Source organism: Streptomyces sp. NPDC003032 (assembly GCF_053591415.1).
In genome coordinates this window covers 12,222-32,877 of sequence record NZ_JBSFTT010000023.1, presented here as the reverse complement: position 1 = coordinate 32,877, position 20,656 = coordinate 12,222, and the positions used below count along the sequence as shown (strand labels likewise).

Below are 20,656 nucleotides of genomic sequence, written 5' to 3'. Positions count from 1 at the left end.
GCCGGAAGCGCGGGGCCGTGGCGAAGGGGGCGGGGAGAGTTCGAGGCGCCCCCGCCAGAGCTAGCTGTGGCCCAAGTCCTCACTCGGCCCCTCCACCGAAACCGACCCCGAATCCGCCGAAGGCCGAAGCGGCAGTTCGTCCACCCGCGTCTCGTCAAGCACCGGCGGCGCCGGCCGCGGCGGCTTCGGCATGACGGCCGCCTCGGAGTGGCCCCCGCACCCGTACGAGAGGGAGACGACATGCCCGTCCGCGGGCCCGAACTCATTGCCGCAGATACCGAACGCCTGTCCGAGTGAGCCGCCGATCGCCACCAGGAACCCGCAGCTGACACACGCCGCCGGCGCCGCCTGGGCCATCGCGGTCTTCGCGCCGTGCGACTCCTCCCAGCGGTCGGCGGCGATATGCAGCCCGTACCGCGAAAGGACCCGCGCCCTGCGCATGCCCAGTTCGTCGGCGATCGCCGCGATGGAGCCCCGCGCGGGGGCCACCGGCAGCTCGGCGGGCGACACCGCCGCCGTGACCTCCGCGTCCTCGGCCTCGACCAGCTCCGCCATCTCCTGCGAGACGACCGAGTTCGGCGGCGGCTCCTCCTCGCCCGTGAAACCGGGCTCCAGACGGAGATCCTCCGCATCCGTCGGCAGCAGATCGCCCGGTCCCATGTCACCCGGGCGGAGCCGCTCGCTCCACGGCACCCACTCGGGGGCCAGGAGGGCGTCGGGGCCCGGCAGCAGGACCGTCTCGTCGAGCGTGACGACCTTCGCCCGCGAGGCACGGGCGACCGTCACCGCCCAGCGCCAGCCCCGGTAGCCGAACTCCTTGCACTCGAAGAGGTGCGTGACGACGCGGTCACCCTCGACCACGACCTCGACATGCTCACCGACCACACCGGGTGCGGCGGCCTCCTCGGCCGCGGCGCGCGCCAGGCCCACCGCCTCGGCGCACAGGCGGTCGGGGGTACGCGGGGTGCGCGGGGTACGGCTTCGCGTTGTCGCTGCGCTCACAGGTATCGCTTCTCTCCTACGCCGTCTCACGAGTGCGCCACCCTTACGCGGGGGGCGGACGGAGCGGACCAGGGGGCCGCGTCAACGTCCGCGCCCGACGTTCCCGGGCGCACCTACGTCACCCATTCTGCGGGATGACCGAGAGGCGCGCGGCCAAGAACAACCGCCGCAGGCGCGCTACGCACGCTACCTTCTCCTGGCCCCTGGGCCTACACCGACGTACGCGGCCGCCCCGCGCATCGCCCCGGCGGCTCCGCGCTTCCGGCGCCCCGGTGCCCGTATCCGGCGCCTTGGACACCCCCCGCCCCGCCGCGGAGCGGCGAAGCGAGCGCCGCTGGCGAAAGGGCCCGCACGCAGGACACCCGCCACGGCTCACAGCCAGTATCCGTACTAGTGAGCCCCCCAACAGGGCACTATGACGAAATGGCCCCCACAAGGTCGACGTCCGTAGGAACCGTCTCGCCGGGAACGGCCAGACGGACCGCGCGTGCGCTGGGCCGCGCCCTGCACCTGCCGTTCACCGGCACCGCCCGAGGCATCCGCAAGGCGACCCACGCCCACGGAGCGGGCGAGTCGGGGCTCGGCAAGCTGATCGAGCTGCACGCGGTGAACGGCGCGGGCGATGTCATGGTCACCGTCGCCCTCGCCTCCACCGTCTTCTTCTCCGTGCCGACGGACGAGGCCCGCGGCCGCGTCGCGCTCTACCTCGCCATCACGATGGCCCCGTTCACGCTCCTGGCCCCCGTCATCGGCCCGCTCCTGGACCGCCTCCCGCACGGCCGCCGCGCCGCGATGGCGGGCGCGATGCTGGCCCGCGCCCTGCTCGCGCTGGTCCTTTCGGGCGCCGTGGCCACCGGCAGCGTGGAGCTGTATCCGGCGGCGCTCGGCGTCCTGGTCGCGTCGAAGGCGTATGGGGTGGTGAGAAGCGCGGTCGTGCCGCGTCTTCTGCCACCCGGGTTCTCCCTGGTCAAGGCCAACTCCCGGGTCACTCTCGGCGGGCTCCTCGCGACGGCGGTGGCGGCGCCCGTGGGCGCGGGGCTCCAGGCCGTCGGTCCGCGCTGGCCGCTCTACGGCGCCTTCGTGATCTTCGTATCGGGGATGTTCCTGTCGTTCTCACTGCCCCGCAAGGTCGACTCGGCGAAGGGTGAGAGCAAGGCCCTGCTGGCCGCCGACGAGGAACACCTGCATCTGCACGCGCGCGCCGAGGCCGCCTCGGACACCACCCGTAAGGGGCTCCTCGGGCTCCGTACGGTCGGCCCCGCCGTCACCCACGCCCTGGCCGCGAACGCCGCGCTGCGCTGTCTGTCCGGCTTCCTCATCTTCTTCCTGGCGTTCCTGCTGCGGGAGCATCCGCTCGGCGGGCAGAGCGCCGCCGTCTCGCTCGGGATAGTGGGCGTGTCGGCGGGCGTGGGCAACGCGCTCGGCACAGCCGTCGGGGCCTGGCTGAAGTCACGGGCGCCGGAGCTGATCATCGTGACCGTCGTCGCGGTGGTGCTGGGCGTGGCGATCACCTCGGCCGTGTTCTTCAGCCCGGTGGCCGTCGCCTTTCTCGGCGCGTGCGCGGGCTTCGCGCAGGCCCTGTCGAAGCTGTCCCTGGACGCGTTGATCCAGCGGGACGTCCCTGAGCAGGTCCGCACCTCCGCCTTCGCCCGCTCCGAGACGCTGCTCCAGGTCGCCTGGGTGGTCGGCGGCGGCGTCGGCATCGCCCTGCCGCTGAACGGGTCGCTCGGTCTTTCGGTGGCCGCGGGCATCCTCGCGGTCGGCTGGCTCTCGACCGTCCGGGGCCTCCTCTCGACGGCCCGGCGGGGCGGCCCCCGCGCCCGGGTGGTGTGACCCACCGGCAGCGGCACGGCACGCCCGCGACCCCCGCGTAGCAGGACCCCCGGACGCGCCCGATAGCCTTCGCCCATGACCTCCCTGCTCCGCGGCGGAGCCGCGAATGTGAACAGCGCGGCGCGCCGCCGCCGCACCGTGGCCGCGCTTGGCGCCGTCTCCGCCGGACTCCTCGTCCTCTCGGCCTGCGACAAGCCGACGCCGCTGGCCACCGTGACGGTCGGCAGCGACTCGGTGCACACCGAAGCCTCCTGCTACAACGACGGCAAGGAGCTGAAGGAGTCCCAGCTGAAGTCCTGCCTCCAGGACAAGGACGTGAAGACCGTCAAGGTCGACCCCGACGAGAAGGTCCGCTTCGGCGTCGACCCGGAGGTCGCCGAGAAGGGCTGGACGCTGCTGATGAACGGCCAGCCGCTGACCGAGGCCAGCAAGAAGACGTACGTCGTCATCCCCGGCAGCGTCTTCTTCAACCAGCAGTACGGCGGTGGCGGCGACAAGTCGACCGTCAGCCTCCTCGAAGGCGGCAAGGGCGGTACGCAGAAGGCCACCGGCCTGTGGTCGTTCAAGTTCAAGAAGGACTCCTGACCGCCGGTCCGGCGCTCCTCACGCGCGTCCTCGTCGCCACCGCGGTCCCGGCCGAACGGGACGCGGTGGCCCGCGCGCTGCCCTCGGCCGCGGACGTGGACGTGCTGGCCGTCGGCGTGGGCCCCGCCGCCGCCGCTGCGGGCACGGCGACCGCGCTCGCCCGCGCCGCCGCCACCGGCCGGCCCTACGGCCTGGTCGTCTCGGCGGGCATCGGCGGCGGCTTCCAGCCCGACGCCCCGGTGGGCTCCCTCGTCGTCGCCGACGAGATCACGGTGGCCGATCTGGGCGCCGAGACCCCGGACGGCTTCGCGCCCGTCACCGAACTGGGCTTCGGCGCCGTCAGCCACCGTCCGCCGCGTTCCCTCGTACGAGAGCTCGCCGGCGCCTGTGGTGCCGCGACCGGCACCGTCCTCACCGTCTCCACCGTCACTGGCACCGCCGAGCGCGCCGCCGAGCTGCGGCTGCGCCATCCGCGCGCCCTGGCCGAGGCGATGGAGGGTTTCGGTGTCGCCGAGGCGGCCGCCCTGCACGGTCTGCCCGTTCTGGAGATCCGCGCGGTCTCCAACCCCGTCGGCCCGCGTGACCGCGCCGCCTGGCGGATCGGCGACGCGCTGGCCGCGCTGAGCGACGCGTTCGGGAAGTCCGCGCCGACCTGGGAGAGTTGGAACACGCATGACACGCATGACACGCCTGACGGACGACATGACAGACATGACAGACATGACGCACGTGACTGAGTCGCCGCTGCGCATCGCGTACTCGCCGTGCCCCAACGACACGTTCGTCTTCGACGCGTGGGCGCACGGCCGGGTGCCCGGCGCCCCCGAACTGGACGTGACGTTCGCGGACATCGACATCACGAACGGCATCGCGGAGCGCGCCGCGTCCTTCGCCCCGGCCGCCTCCGATCCCGACCTCGACGTGCTGAAGGTCTCGTACGCCGTCCTGCCCTACGTCCTCGACGAGTACGCCCTGCTGCCCTGCGGCGGCGCGCTCGGCCGTGGCTGCGGGCCCCTCGTGCTGACCCGTGAGCCCGGCGTGGACCTCGCCGGCAGGACGGTCGCCGTGCCGAGCGAGAAGTCGACGGCGTATCTGCTCTTCCGTCTCTGGGCGGCGGACACGCTCGCCGACGGTGGTGTCGGCGAGATCGTCGTGCTGCCCTTCGACCAGATCATGCCCGCGGTGCGCGACGGCAGGGTCGACGCGGGCCTGGTCATCCACGAGGCGCGCTTCACGTACCGGAACTACGGCCTGCACTGCCTCGCCGACATGGGCGAGCACTGGGAGGCCACGACGGGCCTGCCGATCCCGCTGGGCGCCATCATCGCCAGGCGGTCGCTGGGCGCGGAGACGCTGCGCGCCCTGGCCGAGGCGGCGCGCACCTCGGTCCGTATGGCCTGGGACGACCCCGAGGCGTCCCGGCCCTACGTCCTTGAGCACGCCCAGGAGATGGACCCGGCCGTCGCGGACCAGCACATCGGGCTGTACGTCAATGAGTTCACCGCCGATCTCGGCGAGAACGGCCACGCGGCCGTGCGGGGCCTCCTGACGCGGGCCGCGGCCGAGGGACTCGTACCCGCCCTGCGGCCGGACGCGCTCGCGTTCCCCTGGGCATAGCGGTCGGCGAGCCGTCCATGTGCCGCGGGCGGGCCCCCTTACACGTCCAGTTGGTCCGCGACCGCCCGCAGCAGGCCCGCGATCTTCGCGCCCGACGCCTTGTCGGGGTAGCGGCCCTTCTCCAGCATCGGGGTGATGTTCTCCAGCAGCGTCGTCAAGTCCTGGACAATTGACGCCAGTTCGTCCGGCTTGCGGCGCTGCGCGGCCGCCACCGACGGGGTCGGGTCGAGAATCGAGACGGAAAGGGCCTGATCGCCGCGCTGCCCCGCGACCACACCGAATTCCACGCGCTGGCCGGGCTTGAGTGTGTCGACGCCGGCGGGCAGTACGGAGGAGTGCACGAAGACGTCGCCGCCGTCGTCGCGGGAGAGAAAGCCGAAGCCCTTCTCGCTGTTGAACCACTTGACCTTGCCGGTAGGCACGTGAAGTCCTCGTCCTCGTACTCGTCGCTCGTCTATGCCGGTCCGCCCCACCGGAAATGACAGGGCGAAAACGGCTCTGGATAGCACTACAGCGGGTCGCCCGACCCGCCGGAACCAAGACTATTGGTCCGGGGCCCGGTGACAAGACGTCCCCGGATTCTTCCTTCGCGCTGGGAACTACCCTGGTGGGGTGCGTGACAAAACCCAAGCGAATTCGGCCGGGCCCGGCGACGGGATGGTCCGGATCGGAGCAATCGTCTTCTTCGTCGGCGCCGTGGCCACATTGGTCACGGTGGCCCCTCTCTTCCTCGGCACCGATCCCTTCCCGCCCCTCGCGTACGCGGTGTGCATGCTGATGGGCGTCGGCTTCGTCGTCGCGGCCGCCGGAGTACTGCGCGGGATCGCCGCGCAGCGGCGACAGGCGAAGTCCGCGGCCGGCTAGCGGCGCTCCGCGGCGGTGTACGCGTCGAGCCAGTCCGCGAACTCCGTCAGCTCGCCGAGGACCACGTCCGCGCCCGCCGCGCGCAGTTCCGCTGCGTCACACGGCCCGGTCGCCACCGCGACGGACAGCGCGCCCGCCGTACGCGCGCCGCGTACGTCGCCGGTGTGGTCACCGACGTACACGGACGCCTCGTGCTCGCGCAGCGCCACGGCCTTCGCCTCCGCCCACAGCCAGCCGATGACCGCGTCGGCCTCGATGCCGAGGTGCGACAGGTGCAGCTTCGCGTTGGGTTCGTGCTTGGCGGTCACCACGATCGCGCGGCCGCCGTGCGCGCGGACCGCGGCCACCGCCTCCCGGGCGCCGGGCATCGCGAGCGTCGGCGTGATGGCGTATGTGGGATAGATCTCACGGTAGCGGTCGCCCATCTCCTTGATCTTCTCCTCGGGGAACCAGTTCCGCAGCTCCTGCTCCAGCGGCGGTCCGAGGCGCGTGATGGCGAGGTCCGCGTCGATGTACGTCCCTGTCTCCGCGGAAAGCGCCTGGTAGGCGGCCTTGATGCCGGGGCGGGAGTCGATCAGGGTCATGTCGAGGTCAAAACCGACGGTCAGCGCGCGTGAGGTCATGGGCCCATTCTGCCGAGGCGGCCCCACGGCCCACCCTTAGACTTAGCCAAGCCTTACCAACATTGGCCGCCGACTTGGTATGCCAACATTCCGGTTTCCCGCACTCCGAAACGAGCTCAGCCGATGCGTGTGCCCGTCCGACGCGCTGCCGTGATGACGGCGGCCGTCGTGGCCCTGCTGCTCGCGGTCCTGCTCAGCCTCGCCGTCGGCGCCCGCGCGATCGCCCCCTCCGAGGTCCTCGACGCGCTGCTGCACGGCGGCCACAGCGACTCCGCCGAGGTCGTCCGCGAGATGCGGGTGCCGCGCACCCTCATCGGCCTGATGGTCGGAGCGGCGCTCGCGCTGGCCGGAACGGTGCTCCAGGGCATCACCCGCAACCCCATCGCCGACCCCGGCATCCTCGGCATAAGCCAGGGCGCCTCGGTGGGCGTCGTCCTCGCGATCGCCTTCGCCGGCGTCCACACGCTGACCGGCTACGTCTGGTACGCCTTCGTGGGCGCCGGACTCGCGTCGGTCGCCGTGTACGCGATCGCGTCCGGCGGGCGGGGCGGGGCGACCCCCGTGAAGCTCGCGCTGGGCGGCGCCGCCATCAACGCGCTGCTCGTCTCGCTGACCACGGCGGTCCTCACCACCAAGGCCTCCGCGCTGGACGAGTTCCGGTTCTGGCAGGTCGGTTCGCTCTCCGGGCGCGACTCCGAGATCGTCGGCCAGATCTGGCCGTTCCTCGTCGTGGGGCTCGTGCTCGTCCTCGCGGTCGCCCGTGGCCTGGACGCGTTGGCGCTCGGCGAGGACGTGGCGAAGGGGCTCGGGCAGAACGTGGCGACGGTGCGCATCGTGGGCGGACTCGGGGCGACGGTCCTCACGGGGGCGGGCGTCGCGGCGGCGGGGCCCATCGCCTTCATCGGCCTTGCCGTTCCTCATATCGCCCGGGCGATCGTGGGCAGTGACCACCGGTGGGTGCTTCCCGTGGCCGCTGTCCTCGGGCCCGTGATGCTGCTCGTCTCCGACGTGGCGGGGCGGGTCGTCTTTCCGCCCAGTGAGGTGCCCGCCGGAGTGATGACCTCGCTCATCGGGGTGCCGTTCCTTGTCGCCCTGGTGCGCCGGAAGGCGGTCGCGGCGTGAGTTCCGTGTCATGTGCCCCGTACCGCATCCGCCCTGCCGGATACTCCGTCGTACGTGTCGGCCGTGCCGCCTTTCTGCTGCACCGGCGGGCCGCCCTCGTCGCCCTCGGGCTAGCGGTGCTGCTGGCCGCCAGCTGTCTCGCGTACCTCTGTGTCGGTGAGTCCTACGTCCAGCCCGTCGAGGCGCTGAAGGTCGTCTTCGGGCAGCCCTCCGCCGATGAGCTGGTCGTCGGCACGCTGCGCGAACCCCGCATGGTGGTAGGGCTGCTCGTCGGTGCCGCGTTCGGGGTCGCCGGGGGACTCATCCAGACCGTGGCCCGCAATCCGCTCGCAAGCCCCGACATCATCGGCATCAGCCAGGGCGCGAGCGCCCTCACCGTCGGCGCGATGACCTTCGGGGTCACCTCGTACACCGTGCTGCCCTACCTGTCGGTGATCGGCGGTATCGCGGCGGCCGCCCTCGTGTACGTCTTCGCGTGGCGCGGCGGCCTGCACGCCACCCGGTTCGTGCTCATCGGCATCGGCTTCGCGATCGCCCTGCGCTCCGTGACGACGCTCTTCATGACCAAGGGCGACTATCTCGTCGCCCAGCAGGCGCAGATCTGGATGACGGGCTCCCTCAACGGGCGCGGCTGGGCGGAGGCGGACCCGCTCGCCCTGACGCTGCTCGTACTCCTCCCCTTCACGTTCTGGGCGGCCCGCGCGCAGCGCTCGGTCACCATGGACGACGACACGGCCACCGCACTCGGGGTGCGCCTGGGACACGTACGCCTCGGACTCGTCCTGCTCGGTGTCGTCCTCGCGTCCGTGGCGACCAGCGCGGCGGGGCCCGTCGACTTCGTGGCGCTGCTCGCCCCGCAGATCGCGCGCCGGCTGACCCGTACCGCGCAGATCCCGCTGCTCTGCTCGGCGCTGACGGGGGCGCTGATCGTGGTCCTCGCCGACCTGCTCGCGCGCCGCCTGTTCTCGCCCACGGAGCTGCCGGTGGGCGTGCTGACGGCGGCCGTCGGCGCCCCGTACCTGATCTGGCTGATCGTCCGCAGCCGTTCCGTCCGCAATGGAGGCACGTCGTGACCGCCCACCCGTCACCCGGCCACCGCCCCTCAACGAGCGCTGACGCGCGCCCAGCTCGCCTTTCGGCCCGCGAGCTGACCCTCGCCTACGAGGACCGCACGGTCGTCGACAGCCTCGACCTGGCGATCCCCGACGGCAAGGTCACCGTGATCGTCGGCCCCAACGCGTGCGGCAAGTCCACGACGCTGCGGGCGCTCGGCCGCCTCCTCAAGCCGAGGAGCGGCGCGGTCCTCCTGGACGGCGAGGCGCTGGCCAAGCTGCCGACGAAGAAGATCGCCCAGCGGATCGGGCTGCTCCCGCAGACGCCCGTCGCACCCGAGGCCATCACCGTCGCCGACCTCGTCGCGCGCGGCCGCCAGCCGCACCAGCACTGGTGGCAGCAGTGGTCCGAGGAGGACGAGACGGCGGTGACGGAGGCGATGGACCGCACCGACGTGTCCGCGCTCGCCGAACGCTCCGTCGACGAGCTGTCCGGCGGCCAGCGTCAGCGCGTATGGATCGCGATGGCCCTGGCCCAGGACACCGACCTCCTCCTCCTGGACGAGCCGACGACGTACCTGGACATCTCCCACCAGGTGGAGGTCCTCGATCTCGTACGCCAGCTCAACCACGACAGGGGCCGCACGGTCGTCGTCGTCCTGCACGACCTCAACCAGGCCGCGCGGTACGCCGATCACCTCGTCGCCATGAAGGCGGGCGAGGTCGTCGCCGAGGGAACCCCCACGAAGATCGTCACCGAGGAACTCGTACGCGAGGTCTTCGGCCTGGAGTGTGTGGTGGTGCCGGATCCCGTGACCGGCTCCCCGCTGGTCGTCCCCGGGGCGCCGTGGTCGCCGACCGCGCCCGCCCGCACCAGCAGCCACACCCGCACCGGCACCGGCACCGGCACCGGCACCGGCACTGGCACAGCACCGGCACCGACATCCCCGCATAACGCTTGAAAGGCGTCCCCATGAACCGCTTCCGCTCCCCGCTGCGCCGTCGCGCGCTCCTCACCGGCTCGCTGGCCCTGACCGGCGCGCTCGCGCTGACCGCCTGTGGCTCCTCGGACTCCTCGGGGTCCGAAAAGGACTCCGGCTCGGCCAAGACCCACACCGTGAAGACGGCCATGGGTGACGTGAAGGTCCCCGTCAGCCCCGAGCGGATCGTCGTCCTCGACACCGCCGAGCTGGACTCCGCGATCTCCCTGGGCGTCAAGCCGGTCGGCTCCACGCACGTCGAGGCGGAGTCGGGCTTCCTGAACTACCTGCCGAAGGACAAGGTCAGCGGCATCAAGGACGTCGGCGAGATGCTGAACCCCAACATGGAGGCCATCGCCGAGCTCAAGCCGGACCTGATCCTCACCTCGAAGATCCGGCACGCCGCCAAGTACGACCAGCTCAAGAAGATCGCGCCGACCGTCATGACGGAGACGACCGGCTACCCCTGGAAGGAGAACTTCCAGGTGCACGCCGACGCGATGGGCAAGCAGGCCGAGGCCAAGAAGGTCGTCTCCGACTACGAGGCCCACGCCAAGAAGGTCACCACCGCGATCGGCGGCCCCGCGAAGGCCAAGTCGACGAAGGTCAACGTCATCCGCTTCATGGAGGGCGCCGACATCCGCCTCTACGGCGAGCAGAGCTACATCGCCACCCTCCTCAAGGACGTCGGTCTCGGCCGCGCGCCGATCTCCGCGAAGGCGAAGGACGGCTTCTCCTACGATCTCTCCCCCGAGAAGATCGACCTCGCCGACACGGACGTCATCTTCCGGTCCACGTACGGCGATCCGAAGAAGGCCAAGCAGACGCAGACCACGGGCAGCGGCCTGTGGAAGAACATGAAGGCGGTGAAGTCGGGCAACGTCCACACCGTCGACGACGAGCTGTGGATCCAGGGCATCGGCTACACGGCGGCGAACAAGATCCTCGACGAGCTGCAGAGGGACCTGACGAAGAAGTAGGGCTCTTGGAGAAGAGGCAGGGCCCTTGAGCTGTCCCTGCTTCTGCTCCTGCTTCTGCTCCTGCTCCTGTCCCTCACGGCCGTCGTCGCTGCGATCTCCACACCAGGAAGAGCGCGGAGGCGACGGCCGCGCCGCGTACCACCCACGGCCACGTCTCGGCCATGGCGTCGCTCATGTGCCCTTCCGTGATCCGCTCGCCCCAGTGCCTCTCCGTACGCCCCCACAGCCAGGTGAACCCGGCGGCCACCGCGAGCCCCGGCATGCCCATCACGGCCCACTTCGCCTCGGCACGGGAGAGCCTGCGAGAGGCGTAGGCGATGAGCCAGCCGCCGCCGAGCGCCAGCCAGTTGCCGAGGACGGCGCCGATGGCGAGGAGGGCGGCGGCGAGGAGGAGGAGAGGGTTGCTGAGGCCGGCGCCGTCGCTGCCCCGGAGGCGGGGCCACCGGCGTCGGCGCCCTTCGGCGGTCGTGCCCGCGTCCTCGACGACGCCCTCGGCGGTTTCGTCGGCCTCGTCGGCCTCGTCGATCTCTACGCCCTCTTCGGTCCCTTCTGGTCCCTTGCTGAGGCGCGGAAGGGTGCGAGAGGGGTTGTCCGGGGACGGGGGCGGGGACGGGGACGGGGACGGTGGGGGTTTGAGAATCTCGGGGATCTCCACGCCGCCGACAAAACCGGGGACGCTGTCGGCGACGCCGAACGGGCTGCTGTCCACCCGCCACCAGTCCGGCTCGGAGCCGCTGGGCCCCAACTCGTCCGACCCCGCGAGGTGCGGCGGGGACGGGCGCGGCCCGTCCATGTCACCCGGCCCGGGCTGGGACTTGGGGGTGCGGCGGGGCCGGGGCACGATGCGGCGGGGGCGGCCGCCTCGCTGTGTGGGGACGGGCGCGCGGGCTGCGCGGGGTGCGCCCGGCGGCGTCGCCGATACGTCGCCGGGGGCGTCGCCCGCCGCGTCGACGACGTCCTCCGGGGTGCCGAGCCCGGCCAGGATGCGGCGGATGGCGACGGGGCTGTCGACGACCGTCTTGGCGCGGCTGCGGTCGATCTGATCCCGCAGACCGGCGACCAGGCGCATACGGGTGCCGGACGGCAACTGCCGCTGCTGGGCCAGGTCTCCGACCCTGCTCAGATAGTCGTAGACCAGCTGATCACTCTCGATCCCCACGAAGTCCCCTCCGGGGCGGCTGGGTTGGTTTCCCCGGCCCCCGACGGTACCGCGTCTGGCGGGGGCGCCTCCAACACCGGGCCTGGCCCGGGGGCATCCCCTACTCCGCCGCTGCGCGGCGGCCGTCTCCCACCCACCCACCCGTTTACCCGGCACCCAGGCCCCCACGTAGGAACGGGTGGGTGGGCGCCCCTACGAGGCGATGGTGCTTCGGGGTAAACGGGCGGGTGGGCGGGAGACATCCGCCGCGCAGCGGCGGGCCTGGCCCCTACGAGGCGATCGTGGTGCCGGGTGAACGGGCGGGTGGGTGGGAGACATCCGCCGCGCAGCGGCGGGCCTGGCCCCTACCGGGCGGTCACCCGGGTGAACACGCAGGCCCCCAGGAGGCATCCGCCTCGAAGCGGCGGGCCAGGCAGGCCCCGCCTCCGGAGCCCCGCCCCGGACGCCCCGTCAGATACCCTCCCCACCCGTGAAGCCACCCCGCGGAGCCCCCGCACCTGTCCTCCTCGCCGCTTCCCTCGCCGCCCTCGCCACCCTCTGCGCCCTCCAGCACATCCCCATGGCCGACGCCCTCGTCTACCGGGCCGAGGGCCGGGCCGTCATCGAGGGCAGCGATCTGTACGGGTTCACCGTCACCGAGTGGGAGCTTCCGGCGACGTACCCTCCGTTCGCCGCCCTTCTCTTCGTACCGACGGCCTGGCTTCCCCTCCCCGCCCTGAAGCTCGCCTTCCTCGTCGGCAACACCGCCCTCCTGGGCCTGCTCATCCACCTCTCCTGCCGCCTGACGGACCTCCGGCCCCGCCCCCGCCTCCGTCACCTCTGCACCGCCACCGCCCTCGCCCTGTGGCTGGAACCCGTCTTCCAGACCATCGTCTTCGGGCAGATCAACCTCGCCCTGGCCTGCCTGATCCTCTGGGATCTGACCAGGCCGAAGGGCGCGCCCGGCAAGGGGCTCGCGCTGGGGATGGCGGCCGGGATCAAACTCACCCCGGCCTTCTTCATCGCGTACCTCTTCGTCGCGGGACGCGTACGCGAGGCGGCGACCGCCCTGGCGGCCTTCGCCGGGACCGTGCTGTTCGGCGCGCTCGTCCTGCCCGCCGCCAGCGTCGACTTCTGGACGCGCCGCGTCTTCGAGACGGGCCGCGTCGGCAAGGCGTGGATCGTCGACAACCAGTCGCTCCAGGGCCTGATCGCCCGCGTCCTGCACGAGGCGGAACCGGGCCTGGCCTGGGCGCTCCCCGCAGCGCTCACGGCTGCCGCCGGCCTCTGGTCGGCCCGCCGTATGCCCGCCGACAGCCCCCGAGCCCTGCTTCTGGCCGCCCTCACGACCCTGCTGATCTGCCCGATCAGCTGGTCCCACCACTGGGTGTGGTGCGTACCGCTCCTGGCGCTCCTGATCGCCGAGGGCAGGCCCCGGCTGGCCGCCGCCGTCGCCGTGCTCTTCACGGCCCGCACCTTCTGGCTGCTCCCGCACCAGGGCGGCCTGGATCTCCGGCTGCCCTGGTGGCAGCAGCCGCCGGCGTCGCCGTATCCGCTGCTGGCCCTGGCGCTGCTGCCGCTGCTGAGTACGTACGTGACTTCGCGCACGGACGTGCCGCCGCCGCGCGCCGAGGCTGACGGAGCCGCTACGTCCTGGCGGTCGGGCGTCTGAAGAAGCGCCCCGCCGGCCCAGGTGAGATCTGGCCCGGCTCAGCTCCCCGCAAGCAGCTCGTCCGCGTCGACGATCCGATACGCGTACCCCTGCTCGGCGAGGAACCGCTGCCGGTGCGCGGCGAAGTCCTGGTCGATGGTGTCGCGCGCCACGACGGAGTAGAAGCGCGCCTCGTGCCCGTCCGCCTTGGGCCGCAGCACGCGTCCGAGCCGCTGGGCCTCCTCCTGCCGCGACCCGAACGTGCCCGACACCTGGATGGCGACGGTGGCCTCCGGCAGGTCGATGGAGAAGTTGGCGACCTTCGACACGACGAGTACGGAGATCTCGCCCTCCCGGAAGGCGCCGAACAGCTTCTCGCGCTGCGCGTTGGTGGTCTCGCCCTTGATGACGGGCGCGTCCAGGTGCTCGCCGAGTTCGTCGAGCTGGTCGATGTACTGCCCGATGACGAGGGTCTGCTCACCGGCGTGCTTCTTGACCAGCGCCTCGGTCACCTTCCGCTTGGTCGCCGTCGTCGCGCAGAAGCGGTACTTCTCCTCGGGCTCCGCGGTGGCGTACGCGAGCCGCTCGCTGTCGGTGAGGTTGACCCGCACCTCGACGCAGTCGGCGGGCGCGATGTAGCCCTGCGCCTCGATCTCCTTCCACGGGGCGTCGAACCGCTTGGGCCCGATGAGCGAGAAGACGTCGGACTCGCGTCCGTCCTCCCGTACGAGCGTCGCGGTCAGGCCGAGGCGGCGGCGCGCCTGGAGGTCGGCGGTGAACTTGAAGACGGGCGCGGGCAGCAGATGCACCTCGTCGTAGATCACGAGACCCCAGTCGCGCGAGTCGAAGAGCTCAAGGTGCGGGTAGATGCCCTTCCGCTTGGTCGTGAGCACCTGGTACGTGGCGATGGTGACGGGCCGGATCTCTTTCCTGGTCCCGCTGTACTCACCGATCTCGTCCTCCGTCAGGGAGGTCCGCTTCACCAGTTCGTGCTTCCACTGGCGGGCGGAGACGGTGTTGGTGACGAGGATGAGCGTGGTGGCCTTGGCCTGCGCCATGGCCCCGGCGCCGACCAGGGTCTTCCCCGCGCCGCAGGGCAGTACGACGACTCCGCTGCCGCCGTGCCAGAACCCCTCGACGGCCTGTTGCTGGTAGGGCCGCAGCGACCAGCCGCGCTCGTCGAGGTCGATCTTGTGCGCCTCGCCGTCCACGTACCCGGCGAGGTCCTCGGCGGGCCAGCCGAGCTTGAGCAGCGTCTGCTTGACCTGCCCGCGCTCGGAGGGGTGCACGGCGACGGTGTCCGGGTCGAGCCGGTCGCCGACGAGCGGCTGGACCTTCTTCGACCGCAGGATCTCTTCGAGGACGGGCCGGTCGGTGGTGGTGAGCACGAGCCCGTGGGTGGGGTGCTTGGAGAGCGTGAGACGCCCGTACCGGGCCATCGTCTCGGCGACGTCGACGAGCAGCGCGTGCGGCACGGGGTACCGCGAGAACTCCACGAGCGCGTCCACGACCTGCTCGGCGTCGTGCCCGGCGGCGCGCGCGTTCCACAGGCCGAGCGGGGTGACGCGGTAGGTGTGGATGTGCTCCGGCGCCCGCTCCAGCTCCGCGAAGGGCGCGATGGCACGACGGCAGGCGTCGGCCCGCTCGTGGTCGACCTCCAGCAGGAGAGTCTTGTCCGACTGGACGATGAGGGGACCGTTCACGCGAGCGCCCTTTCACTAGGCCAAACGTCCAGTGTGCCGCATCGGGCGGGGGCCGGGTGGTGACGTCGGATACAGCCGGGCCCCGAAGGGCCGCGGGGAACGGCGCGCCCAGCCACGAACGACCCGCGGACAACCCGCGGGCAAAGCACCGCCCGAGCCCCGCGGGGACACCGCTGAGGCCCCCGGCCCGCTAACGTGAGCCGGATGAGCACCGACGAGCCGCCGCAGCCCACGGACAGCGCGCCCGCACCGCCGCGCGGCGCGGACACCCCCCGCTCCCTCGCCGAAGCGCTCCGTTCCCGTGAGGACGACGCCCTCGCGGGGCTGCTGCGTGCCCGCCCAGACCTTCTCAGCCCGGTGCCCACCGACCTGACGCAGCTCGCCGCCCGGGCCGGCACCCGGGCCTCCGTGGTCCGCGCCCTGGAGCGCCTCGACCGCTTCGCGCAGCAGGTGGCGGAGACGCTGGCGGTGGCCCAGGAACCCACGACGTACGAGGAGGTCCTCGGCCTCCTCGCCGGTGACGACGGGAACCCGGCGGTGGAGGCGGCGCTGCCCCGCGCCCTCGGCACCCTTCACGAGCAGGCCCTCGTCTGGGGTTCCGGCGACCGTCTGCGGCTGGTCCGCACGGCCCGCGAGCTGCTGGCGCCGAGCCCTCAGCGCCCTTCCCCCACCGGTCTGGGACCGACCGTCGTCGAGGCCACGGCCGGCATGTCGCCCAACCGCATCCAGGACATCGTGGCCGCGGCGGGCCTGCCCACCACCCACGACGCGGTGTCGGCGGTGGAGTCCCTCACCGCGCTGTTCACGGACCGCGCCCGCATGTCGGCCCTCCTGGACGAGGCGCCCGCCGAGTCCGTGGAGGTCCTGTCCCGGCTGGTCTGGGGCCCTCCCTACGGCCAGGTCACCGCGGACCCGGCCCGCCACCTGCGCTGGCTCCTGGACCGGGGGCTGCTCCTGCCCACCGCCCCGGGCACGGTCGTACTGCCCCGCGAGGTGGCCCTGCACCTGCGCGCGGGCCGCGCGCACCGCGTGCCCGAGCCGGTGCCGCCGGCCGTCGAGGCGGCGCGCGAACACCGTCCACAGGTTGTGGACGCCGCGGCGGCGGGCCAGGCGTACACGGCGCTCGCCACCGTCGAGGAGCTCCTCAAGGAGTGGGACGAGGGCGGGCCCACGGTGCTGCGCGCGGGCGGGCTGAGCGTGCGTGACCTGAAGCGGACGGCGGTGGCGCTCGACATGCCGGAGCCGCTGGCCGCCTTCTGGGTCGAGCTGGCGTACGCGGCGGGCCTGGTGGCCGCCGACGGCGAGGCCGACGAGCGGTACGCGGCGACTCCCGCGTACGACGAGTGGCAGGAGCTGCCCGCGCCCCGGCGCTGGGCGTCCCTCGCCACGGCCTGGCTGGCGGCGACCCGCACGGCGGGCCTGATCGGCGGCCGTGACGGCAAGGACCGCACGCTGTCCGCGCTGGGCCCGCACCTGGACCGCTCGGCGTCACCCGAGGTCCGCCGCCGCGTCCTCACCCTCCTGGCGGCGCTCCCCGAGGGCGCCGCCCCCGCCCCCGACTCCCTCCTGTCCCGCCTCCGCTGGGAACGCCCCTCCCCCACCTCGCTGGACCTCCGCACCCGCATCGCCCAGTGGACGCTGAACGAGGCGGAACTGCTCGGCGTCACAGGCCGGGGGGCGCTGTCGTCGCATGGCAGGGCACTGCTGGCCGGGGCCGAGTCCGATGCCGGAGCCGCGGGCGCGGAAGCAGGCGCGGCTGGTGATGCGGGCGGTGGTGGTCGGGGCCGGCGGCCAGTCACCGGCGCCGAGCAGGCCGTCGCCGCCGAGCGTGCCGCGCGGCTGCTCGCCCCGTTGCTGCCCGAACCGCTCGATCACGTCCTGCTCCAGGCCGACCTCACGGCCGTGGCGCCCGGGCCGCTGCAGCGGCCGCTCGCCGAGGCCCTCGCCGTGCTCGCCGACGTCGAGTCGAAGGGCGGCGCCACCGTCTACCGCTTCACGCCCGGTTCCGTGCGCCGCGCGCTCGACGCCGGGCAGGCCGCGTCCGACCTGCACGCGTTTCTGACCGCCCACTCCCATACGCCGGTTCCGCAGCCCCTCGCGTATCTGATCGACGACGTGGCCCGCAGACACGGCCACCTGCGCATCGGCGCCGCCTCCGCGTACGTGCGCTGCGACGACGAGGCGCTGCTCAACGAGATCCTGGCCGACAAGCGCTCCCAGGGCCTGCGTCTGCGCCGCCTCGCGCCCACCGTGCTGGCCGCCCAGGCGGACCCGGGCACGCTCCTCGAAGCCCTGCGCATCATGGGCTTCGCGCCCTCCGCGGAGTCCCCGGAGGGCGACGTACTGATCACCCGCGCCCACGCCCACCGCACCCCGCCCCGCTCGGCCCCCGAGCCGGTGCCGGACGGGCCGCCGCTGCCCGACGCCACGCTCATCGGCGCGGCCGTACGGGCGATCCGCGCGGGCGACCTGGCCTCGACCGCGCCCCGCAAGGAGACCCCGCAGACGCCGAGCGGCGGGCTGCCCCGTACGACGTCCGCGGAGACCCTCGCCACGATGCAGGCCGCGGTGATGACGGGCGAGGCGGTCTGGATCGGCTACGTCAACGCCGAGGGCGCCGCGAGCCAGCGCGTGATCGCCCCCGTACGCGTGGAGGGCGGCTTCGTCACGGCGTACGACCACACGGCGGACGAGGTACGGACCTTCCCCCTGCACCGCATCACGGGCGTGGCGGAGCTGGCCGACGACGACTGACCCGGAGGCCACCGCCGGAAAACCCGTTGGCACCGCCCCCCCACCCCGCGCCTACGATGCCCCCTTCCCCGGCCTCCCCCGCGGAGCGCCGCCGCCCGGACGGAAACCGGGCGGCAGCAACGGGCCCACCCCGCAGAACCGCCGGAGGCATCCCGTGCACGCGCACGACCAGACCGACCCCCTCGCCCGCGAGCGGGGACACCTCGCCGCGTCCCGTTCCGCGCTGCGCGCCATGCGCGCGGACGCACAGGCCCTCGACATCCGCGACGTCACCGCGAACTGGGTGAACGCCGCCGTCCTGCAACGGCAGATCGACGAGCGGATCAAGTCCCTCGCCGATCTCGCCCACACCCCGCTCTTCTTCGGGCGGCTCGACTATCTGCACGCCCCCGGCGCCCAGCGGGCCGAAGGGGCCGAGGGCGAGCAGTTCTACATCGGTCGGCGGCACGTGCACGACGCCGACGGGGACCCGATGGTCATCGACTGGCGTGCGCCGGTCTCCCAGCCGTTCTACCGGGCGTCCAAGAAGAACCCGATGGACATCGCGCTGCGCCGCCGCTTCGGGTACACGGGCGGCGACCTCACCGCGTACGAGGACGAGCACCTCAGCGACCCCTCCGAGGGCGAGCGGACCAGCAAGCTGCTCCAGCAGGAGATCGAGCGGCCCCGCGTCGGTCCGATGCGGGACATCGTCGCGACCATTCAGCCCGAGCAGGACGAGATCGTACGGAGCGGCCTCACCGGAAGCGTCTGCGTGCAGGGCGGGCCCGGGACCGGGAAGACCGCCGTCGGTCTGCACCGTGTCGCCTATCTGCTGTACGCCCACCGGGACCGGCTGGCCCGAACCGGGACGCTCGTCATCGGGCCCAACGCCTCCTTCCTGCACTACATCGAGCAAGTACTGCCCGCGCTCGGCGAGTTGGAGGTCAAGCAGGCCACCGTCGACGACCTCGTCGCCCACGTGGAGGTGCGCGGCACGGACGATTCCGCCGCCGCCCTCGTCAAGGGCGACGCCCGTATGGCGGAGGTGCTGCGCAGGGCCGTGCGCTCGCACGTCACCCTGCCGACCGAGCCCGTGGTCGTCGTGCGCGGCTCCCGGCGCTGGCGCGTACCCGCGTATGAACTGGAAGAGATGGTGGGGGAGTTGCTCGCGCGTGACATACGGTACGGCGCCGCCCGCGACGCGCTTCCGCAGCGCATCGCCCATACCGTCCTCGTCCGCATGGAGCAGTCGGGCGAGGCCCCCGACGACCGCGTACAGGACGCCGTCGCACGCAACCCCGCGGTGAAGGCCGCCGTGAAGGCCATCTGGCCGCCGGTCGATCCCGCGAAGCTGGTGCTGCGGCTGCTCTCCGACGCGGACTTCCTCGCCGCGCACTCCGAGAGCCTCCTCACCGAGGACGAGCGGAAGGCCGTGCTGTGGAGCAAGCCCGCCCGCAGCGTCAAGTCCGCCAAGTGGTCGGCCGCCGACGCCGTGCTGATCGACGAGGCCACCGATCTCGTATCGCGTACGCATTCGCTCGGTCATGTCGTGCTGGACGAGGCGCAGGATCTGTCCCCGATGCAGTACCGCGCGGTGGGGCGGCGCTGCACGACCGGTTCGGCGACCGTCCTCGGTGACCTCGCGCAGGGCACCACGCCGTGGGCGACCCGGAGTTGGGCCGAGGCTCTTGGGCATCTGGGCAAGGCCGACGCGGTCGTGGAGGAGCTGACGGCCGGTTTCCGCGTGCCGCGCGAAGTCATCGCGTACGCGTCGCGGCTGCTGCCCGACATCGCGCCGGGGCTCACGGAGGTCGCCTCGGTGCGCGAGTCGCCCGGTTCGCTCGCGGTGCGGCAGGTGGAGCAGGGGAAGCTGGACTCGGCCTGTCTTGAGGCGTGCGTAGAGTCACTGCGTCAGGAGGGCTCCATCGGGCTCATCGCGGCCGACGCCCGCGTTCCCGCGCTGGCCGAGACGCTGACGGCGGCCGGTCTCACGTACCTCTCCCCCGGGCGGGAGACCACGCCCGACACCCGGCTGACGCTGGTGCCCGCGTCCCTGGCGAAGGGCCTTGAGTACGACTATGTGGTGCTCGACGAGCCCGCCGCCGTCGTCGACGGCGAGCCCGACGAGCGGACGGGCCTGCGCCGGCTGTACGTGGCACTGACCCGCGCCGTCTCCGGCCTGATCGTCGTGCACGCGGCGCCGCTGCCGAAGCAACTCGCTTAGTTCTCCGCTCCCTTGGCGTCGTCCGCCGCCACCGCGGCGGACGGCAGATGGCTCACGATCAGCACGATGCCCGCCAGCGTCACGACGCGGGTCGCCGCGTCCAGGCCGTTCCAGTCCTCGGACTGCCACATGGCGAACCACTCGCCGCCGACGCCGATGAACCCGGCCCCGAACAGCAGCAGCACCATCAACAGGCCGGCGGTCCCGAGGCGTTGGGCCCGCCGGAATCCCGCGCGGCGCCGCAGGGCACCGGCCCACAGCACCGTCGCCGCGATGAGGACGAGCGCGGCGACGGTCTCCCAGACGATGATCGCGATGTACGCGGCGTCCTGAAGCGCGGTGGACTCCACCGCGCGCCACATCAGGTCGTCGTCCTTGAAGGTGGTGTCCATCGCGAGGACATGGCGTACGAACTGCTGGTTCGTGCCGAAGTCGGTGATGTTCCCGAACGCGACAAGCGTGATGCAGAGCGCGACGGTCGCGGTGAGCACCGCCACGGCGACGGGCAGCGCGCGACTGGTAGGTGCGGTCATGAAGTCCCCTCCC

18 protein-coding genes are annotated in these 20,656 nt (G+C 72.5%); 12 read left to right on the top strand and 6 right to left on the bottom strand.

Features of this window, described 5'->3' with window-relative positions; all coding sequences use genetic code 11:
• Positions 1-60 precede the first annotated feature (60 nt).
• On the bottom strand, positions 61-1,002 hold the full coding sequence (locus ACWDZ7_RS28260) for a DUF3027 domain-containing protein (protein WP_451800804.1): 942 nt from the start codon (positions 1,000-1,002) through the stop codon (positions 61-63).
• 423 nt (positions 1,003-1,425) lie between these two features.
• Here ACWDZ7_RS28260 and ACWDZ7_RS28255 point away from each other — a divergent pair, with 423 nt between their 5' ends.
• From ACWDZ7_RS28255 to ACWDZ7_RS28240, 4 genes are all read left to right on the top strand, one after another.
• Positions 1,426-2,835: an MFS transporter gene (locus ACWDZ7_RS28255; RefSeq protein ID WP_451800803.1), complete on the top strand. Its 1,410-nt coding sequence runs from the start codon at positions 1,426-1,428 to the stop codon at positions 2,833-2,835.
• Positions 2,836-2,910: 75 nt separating this feature from the next.
• Positions 2,911-3,420, top strand: coding sequence for a DUF2771 domain-containing protein (locus ACWDZ7_RS28250; RefSeq protein WP_451800802.1), 510 nt, complete (start codon positions 2,911-2,913; stop codon positions 3,418-3,420).
• Positions 3,390-4,157: a futalosine hydrolase gene (locus tag ACWDZ7_RS28245; RefSeq protein ID WP_451800800.1), complete on the top strand. Its 768-nt coding sequence runs from the start codon at positions 3,390-3,392 to the stop codon at positions 4,155-4,157. Before ACWDZ7_RS28250 ends, ACWDZ7_RS28245 begins: the two co-directional genes overlap by 31 nt.
• Positions 4,123-5,037 (top strand): 1,4-dihydroxy-6-naphthoate synthase, encoded by a 915-nt coding sequence (locus ACWDZ7_RS28240; RefSeq protein WP_451800799.1) that lies wholly within the window; start codon positions 4,123-4,125, stop codon positions 5,035-5,037. The genes ACWDZ7_RS28245 and ACWDZ7_RS28240 overlap by 35 nt, the downstream gene beginning before the upstream one ends.
• A gap of 38 nt (positions 5,038-5,075) precedes the next feature.
• Here ACWDZ7_RS28240 and ACWDZ7_RS28235 read toward each other — a convergent pair whose 3' ends face one another.
• Positions 5,076-5,459 (bottom strand): cold-shock protein, encoded by a 384-nt coding sequence (locus tag ACWDZ7_RS28235; RefSeq protein WP_451519856.1) that lies wholly within the window; start codon positions 5,457-5,459, stop codon positions 5,076-5,078.
• A gap of 190 nt (positions 5,460-5,649) precedes the next feature.
• Here ACWDZ7_RS28235 and ACWDZ7_RS28230 point away from each other — a divergent pair, with 190 nt between their 5' ends.
• The gene (locus tag ACWDZ7_RS28230) at positions 5,650-5,901 is read left to right on the top strand and encodes a hypothetical protein (protein WP_451800798.1); all 252 of its coding nucleotides are present in this window, start codon (positions 5,650-5,652) and stop codon (positions 5,899-5,901) included.
• Here ACWDZ7_RS28230 and ACWDZ7_RS28225 read toward each other — a convergent pair.
• Positions 5,898-6,524: an HAD family hydrolase gene (locus tag ACWDZ7_RS28225; RefSeq protein ID WP_451800797.1), complete on the bottom strand. Its 627-nt coding sequence runs from the start codon at positions 6,522-6,524 to the stop codon at positions 5,898-5,900. The genes ACWDZ7_RS28230 and ACWDZ7_RS28225 overlap by 4 nt on opposite strands.
• Positions 6,525-6,647: 123 nt before the next feature.
• Between ACWDZ7_RS28225 and ACWDZ7_RS28220 the strand changes: the two genes are divergently transcribed.
• The 4 genes from ACWDZ7_RS28220 to ACWDZ7_RS28205 are packed head-to-tail and all read left to right on the top strand — an operon-like array spanning position 6,648 to position 10,658.
• Positions 6,648-7,646: a FecCD family ABC transporter permease gene (locus ACWDZ7_RS28220; RefSeq protein ID WP_451800796.1), complete on the top strand. Its 999-nt coding sequence runs from the start codon at positions 6,648-6,650 to the stop codon at positions 7,644-7,646.
• Positions 7,643-8,719, top strand: a complete 1,077-nt coding sequence (locus ACWDZ7_RS28215; protein WP_451800794.1) for a FecCD family ABC transporter permease — start codon at positions 7,643-7,645, stop codon at positions 8,717-8,719. The genes ACWDZ7_RS28220 and ACWDZ7_RS28215 overlap by 4 nt, the downstream gene beginning before the upstream one ends.
• Positions 8,716-9,660 (top strand): ABC transporter ATP-binding protein, encoded by a 945-nt coding sequence (locus ACWDZ7_RS28210; RefSeq protein ID WP_451800793.1) that lies wholly within the window; start codon positions 8,716-8,718, stop codon positions 9,658-9,660. The genes ACWDZ7_RS28215 and ACWDZ7_RS28210 overlap by 4 nt, the downstream gene beginning before the upstream one ends.
• A gap of 11 nt (positions 9,661-9,671) precedes the next feature.
• Positions 9,672-10,658 carry an ABC transporter substrate-binding protein gene (locus ACWDZ7_RS28205; RefSeq protein ID WP_451800791.1) on the top strand — a complete coding sequence of 329 codons (987 nt, stop codon included), beginning with the start codon at positions 9,672-9,674 and terminating at the stop codon, positions 10,656-10,658.
• 73 nt (positions 10,659-10,731) lie between these two features.
• On the opposite strand, the gene ACWDZ7_RS28200 is transcribed toward ACWDZ7_RS28205, so the two are convergent.
• On the bottom strand, positions 10,732-11,817 hold the full coding sequence (locus ACWDZ7_RS28200; protein ID WP_451800789.1) for a hypothetical protein: 1,086 nt from the start codon (positions 11,815-11,817) through the stop codon (positions 10,732-10,734).
• Between the two features lie 469 nt (positions 11,818-12,286).
• Between ACWDZ7_RS28200 and ACWDZ7_RS28195 the strand changes: the two genes are divergently transcribed.
• Positions 12,287-13,468, top strand: coding sequence for a glycosyltransferase 87 family protein (locus ACWDZ7_RS28195; protein WP_451800788.1), 1,182 nt, complete (start codon positions 12,287-12,289; stop codon positions 13,466-13,468).
• A gap of 38 nt (positions 13,469-13,506) precedes the next feature.
• Here the strand turns inward: ACWDZ7_RS28195 and ACWDZ7_RS28190 are convergent, their stop codons facing one another.
• Entirely contained in the window at positions 13,507-15,150 is a 1,644-nt protein-coding gene (locus tag ACWDZ7_RS28190; RefSeq protein ID WP_451800786.1) for a DNA repair helicase XPB, read from the bottom strand.
• 204 nt (positions 15,151-15,354) lie between these two features.
• Between ACWDZ7_RS28190 and ACWDZ7_RS28185 the strand changes: the two genes are divergently transcribed.
• Positions 15,355-17,904 (top strand): helicase-associated domain-containing protein, encoded by a 2,550-nt coding sequence (locus ACWDZ7_RS28185; RefSeq protein WP_451800784.1) that lies wholly within the window; start codon positions 15,355-15,357, stop codon positions 17,902-17,904.
• A gap of 154 nt (positions 17,905-18,058) precedes the next feature.
• Entirely contained in the window at positions 18,059-20,110 is a 2,052-nt protein-coding gene (locus ACWDZ7_RS28180; RefSeq protein ID WP_451800783.1) for a HelD family protein, read from the top strand.
• On the opposite strand, the gene ACWDZ7_RS28175 is transcribed toward ACWDZ7_RS28180, so the two are convergent.
• Positions 20,107-20,643 (bottom strand): DUF2165 domain-containing protein, encoded by a 537-nt coding sequence (locus ACWDZ7_RS28175; RefSeq protein ID WP_451800781.1) that lies wholly within the window; start codon positions 20,641-20,643, stop codon positions 20,107-20,109. The two genes, ACWDZ7_RS28180 and ACWDZ7_RS28175, sit on opposite strands and share 4 nt — an antisense overlap.
• Positions 20,644-20,656 lie beyond the last annotated feature (13 nt).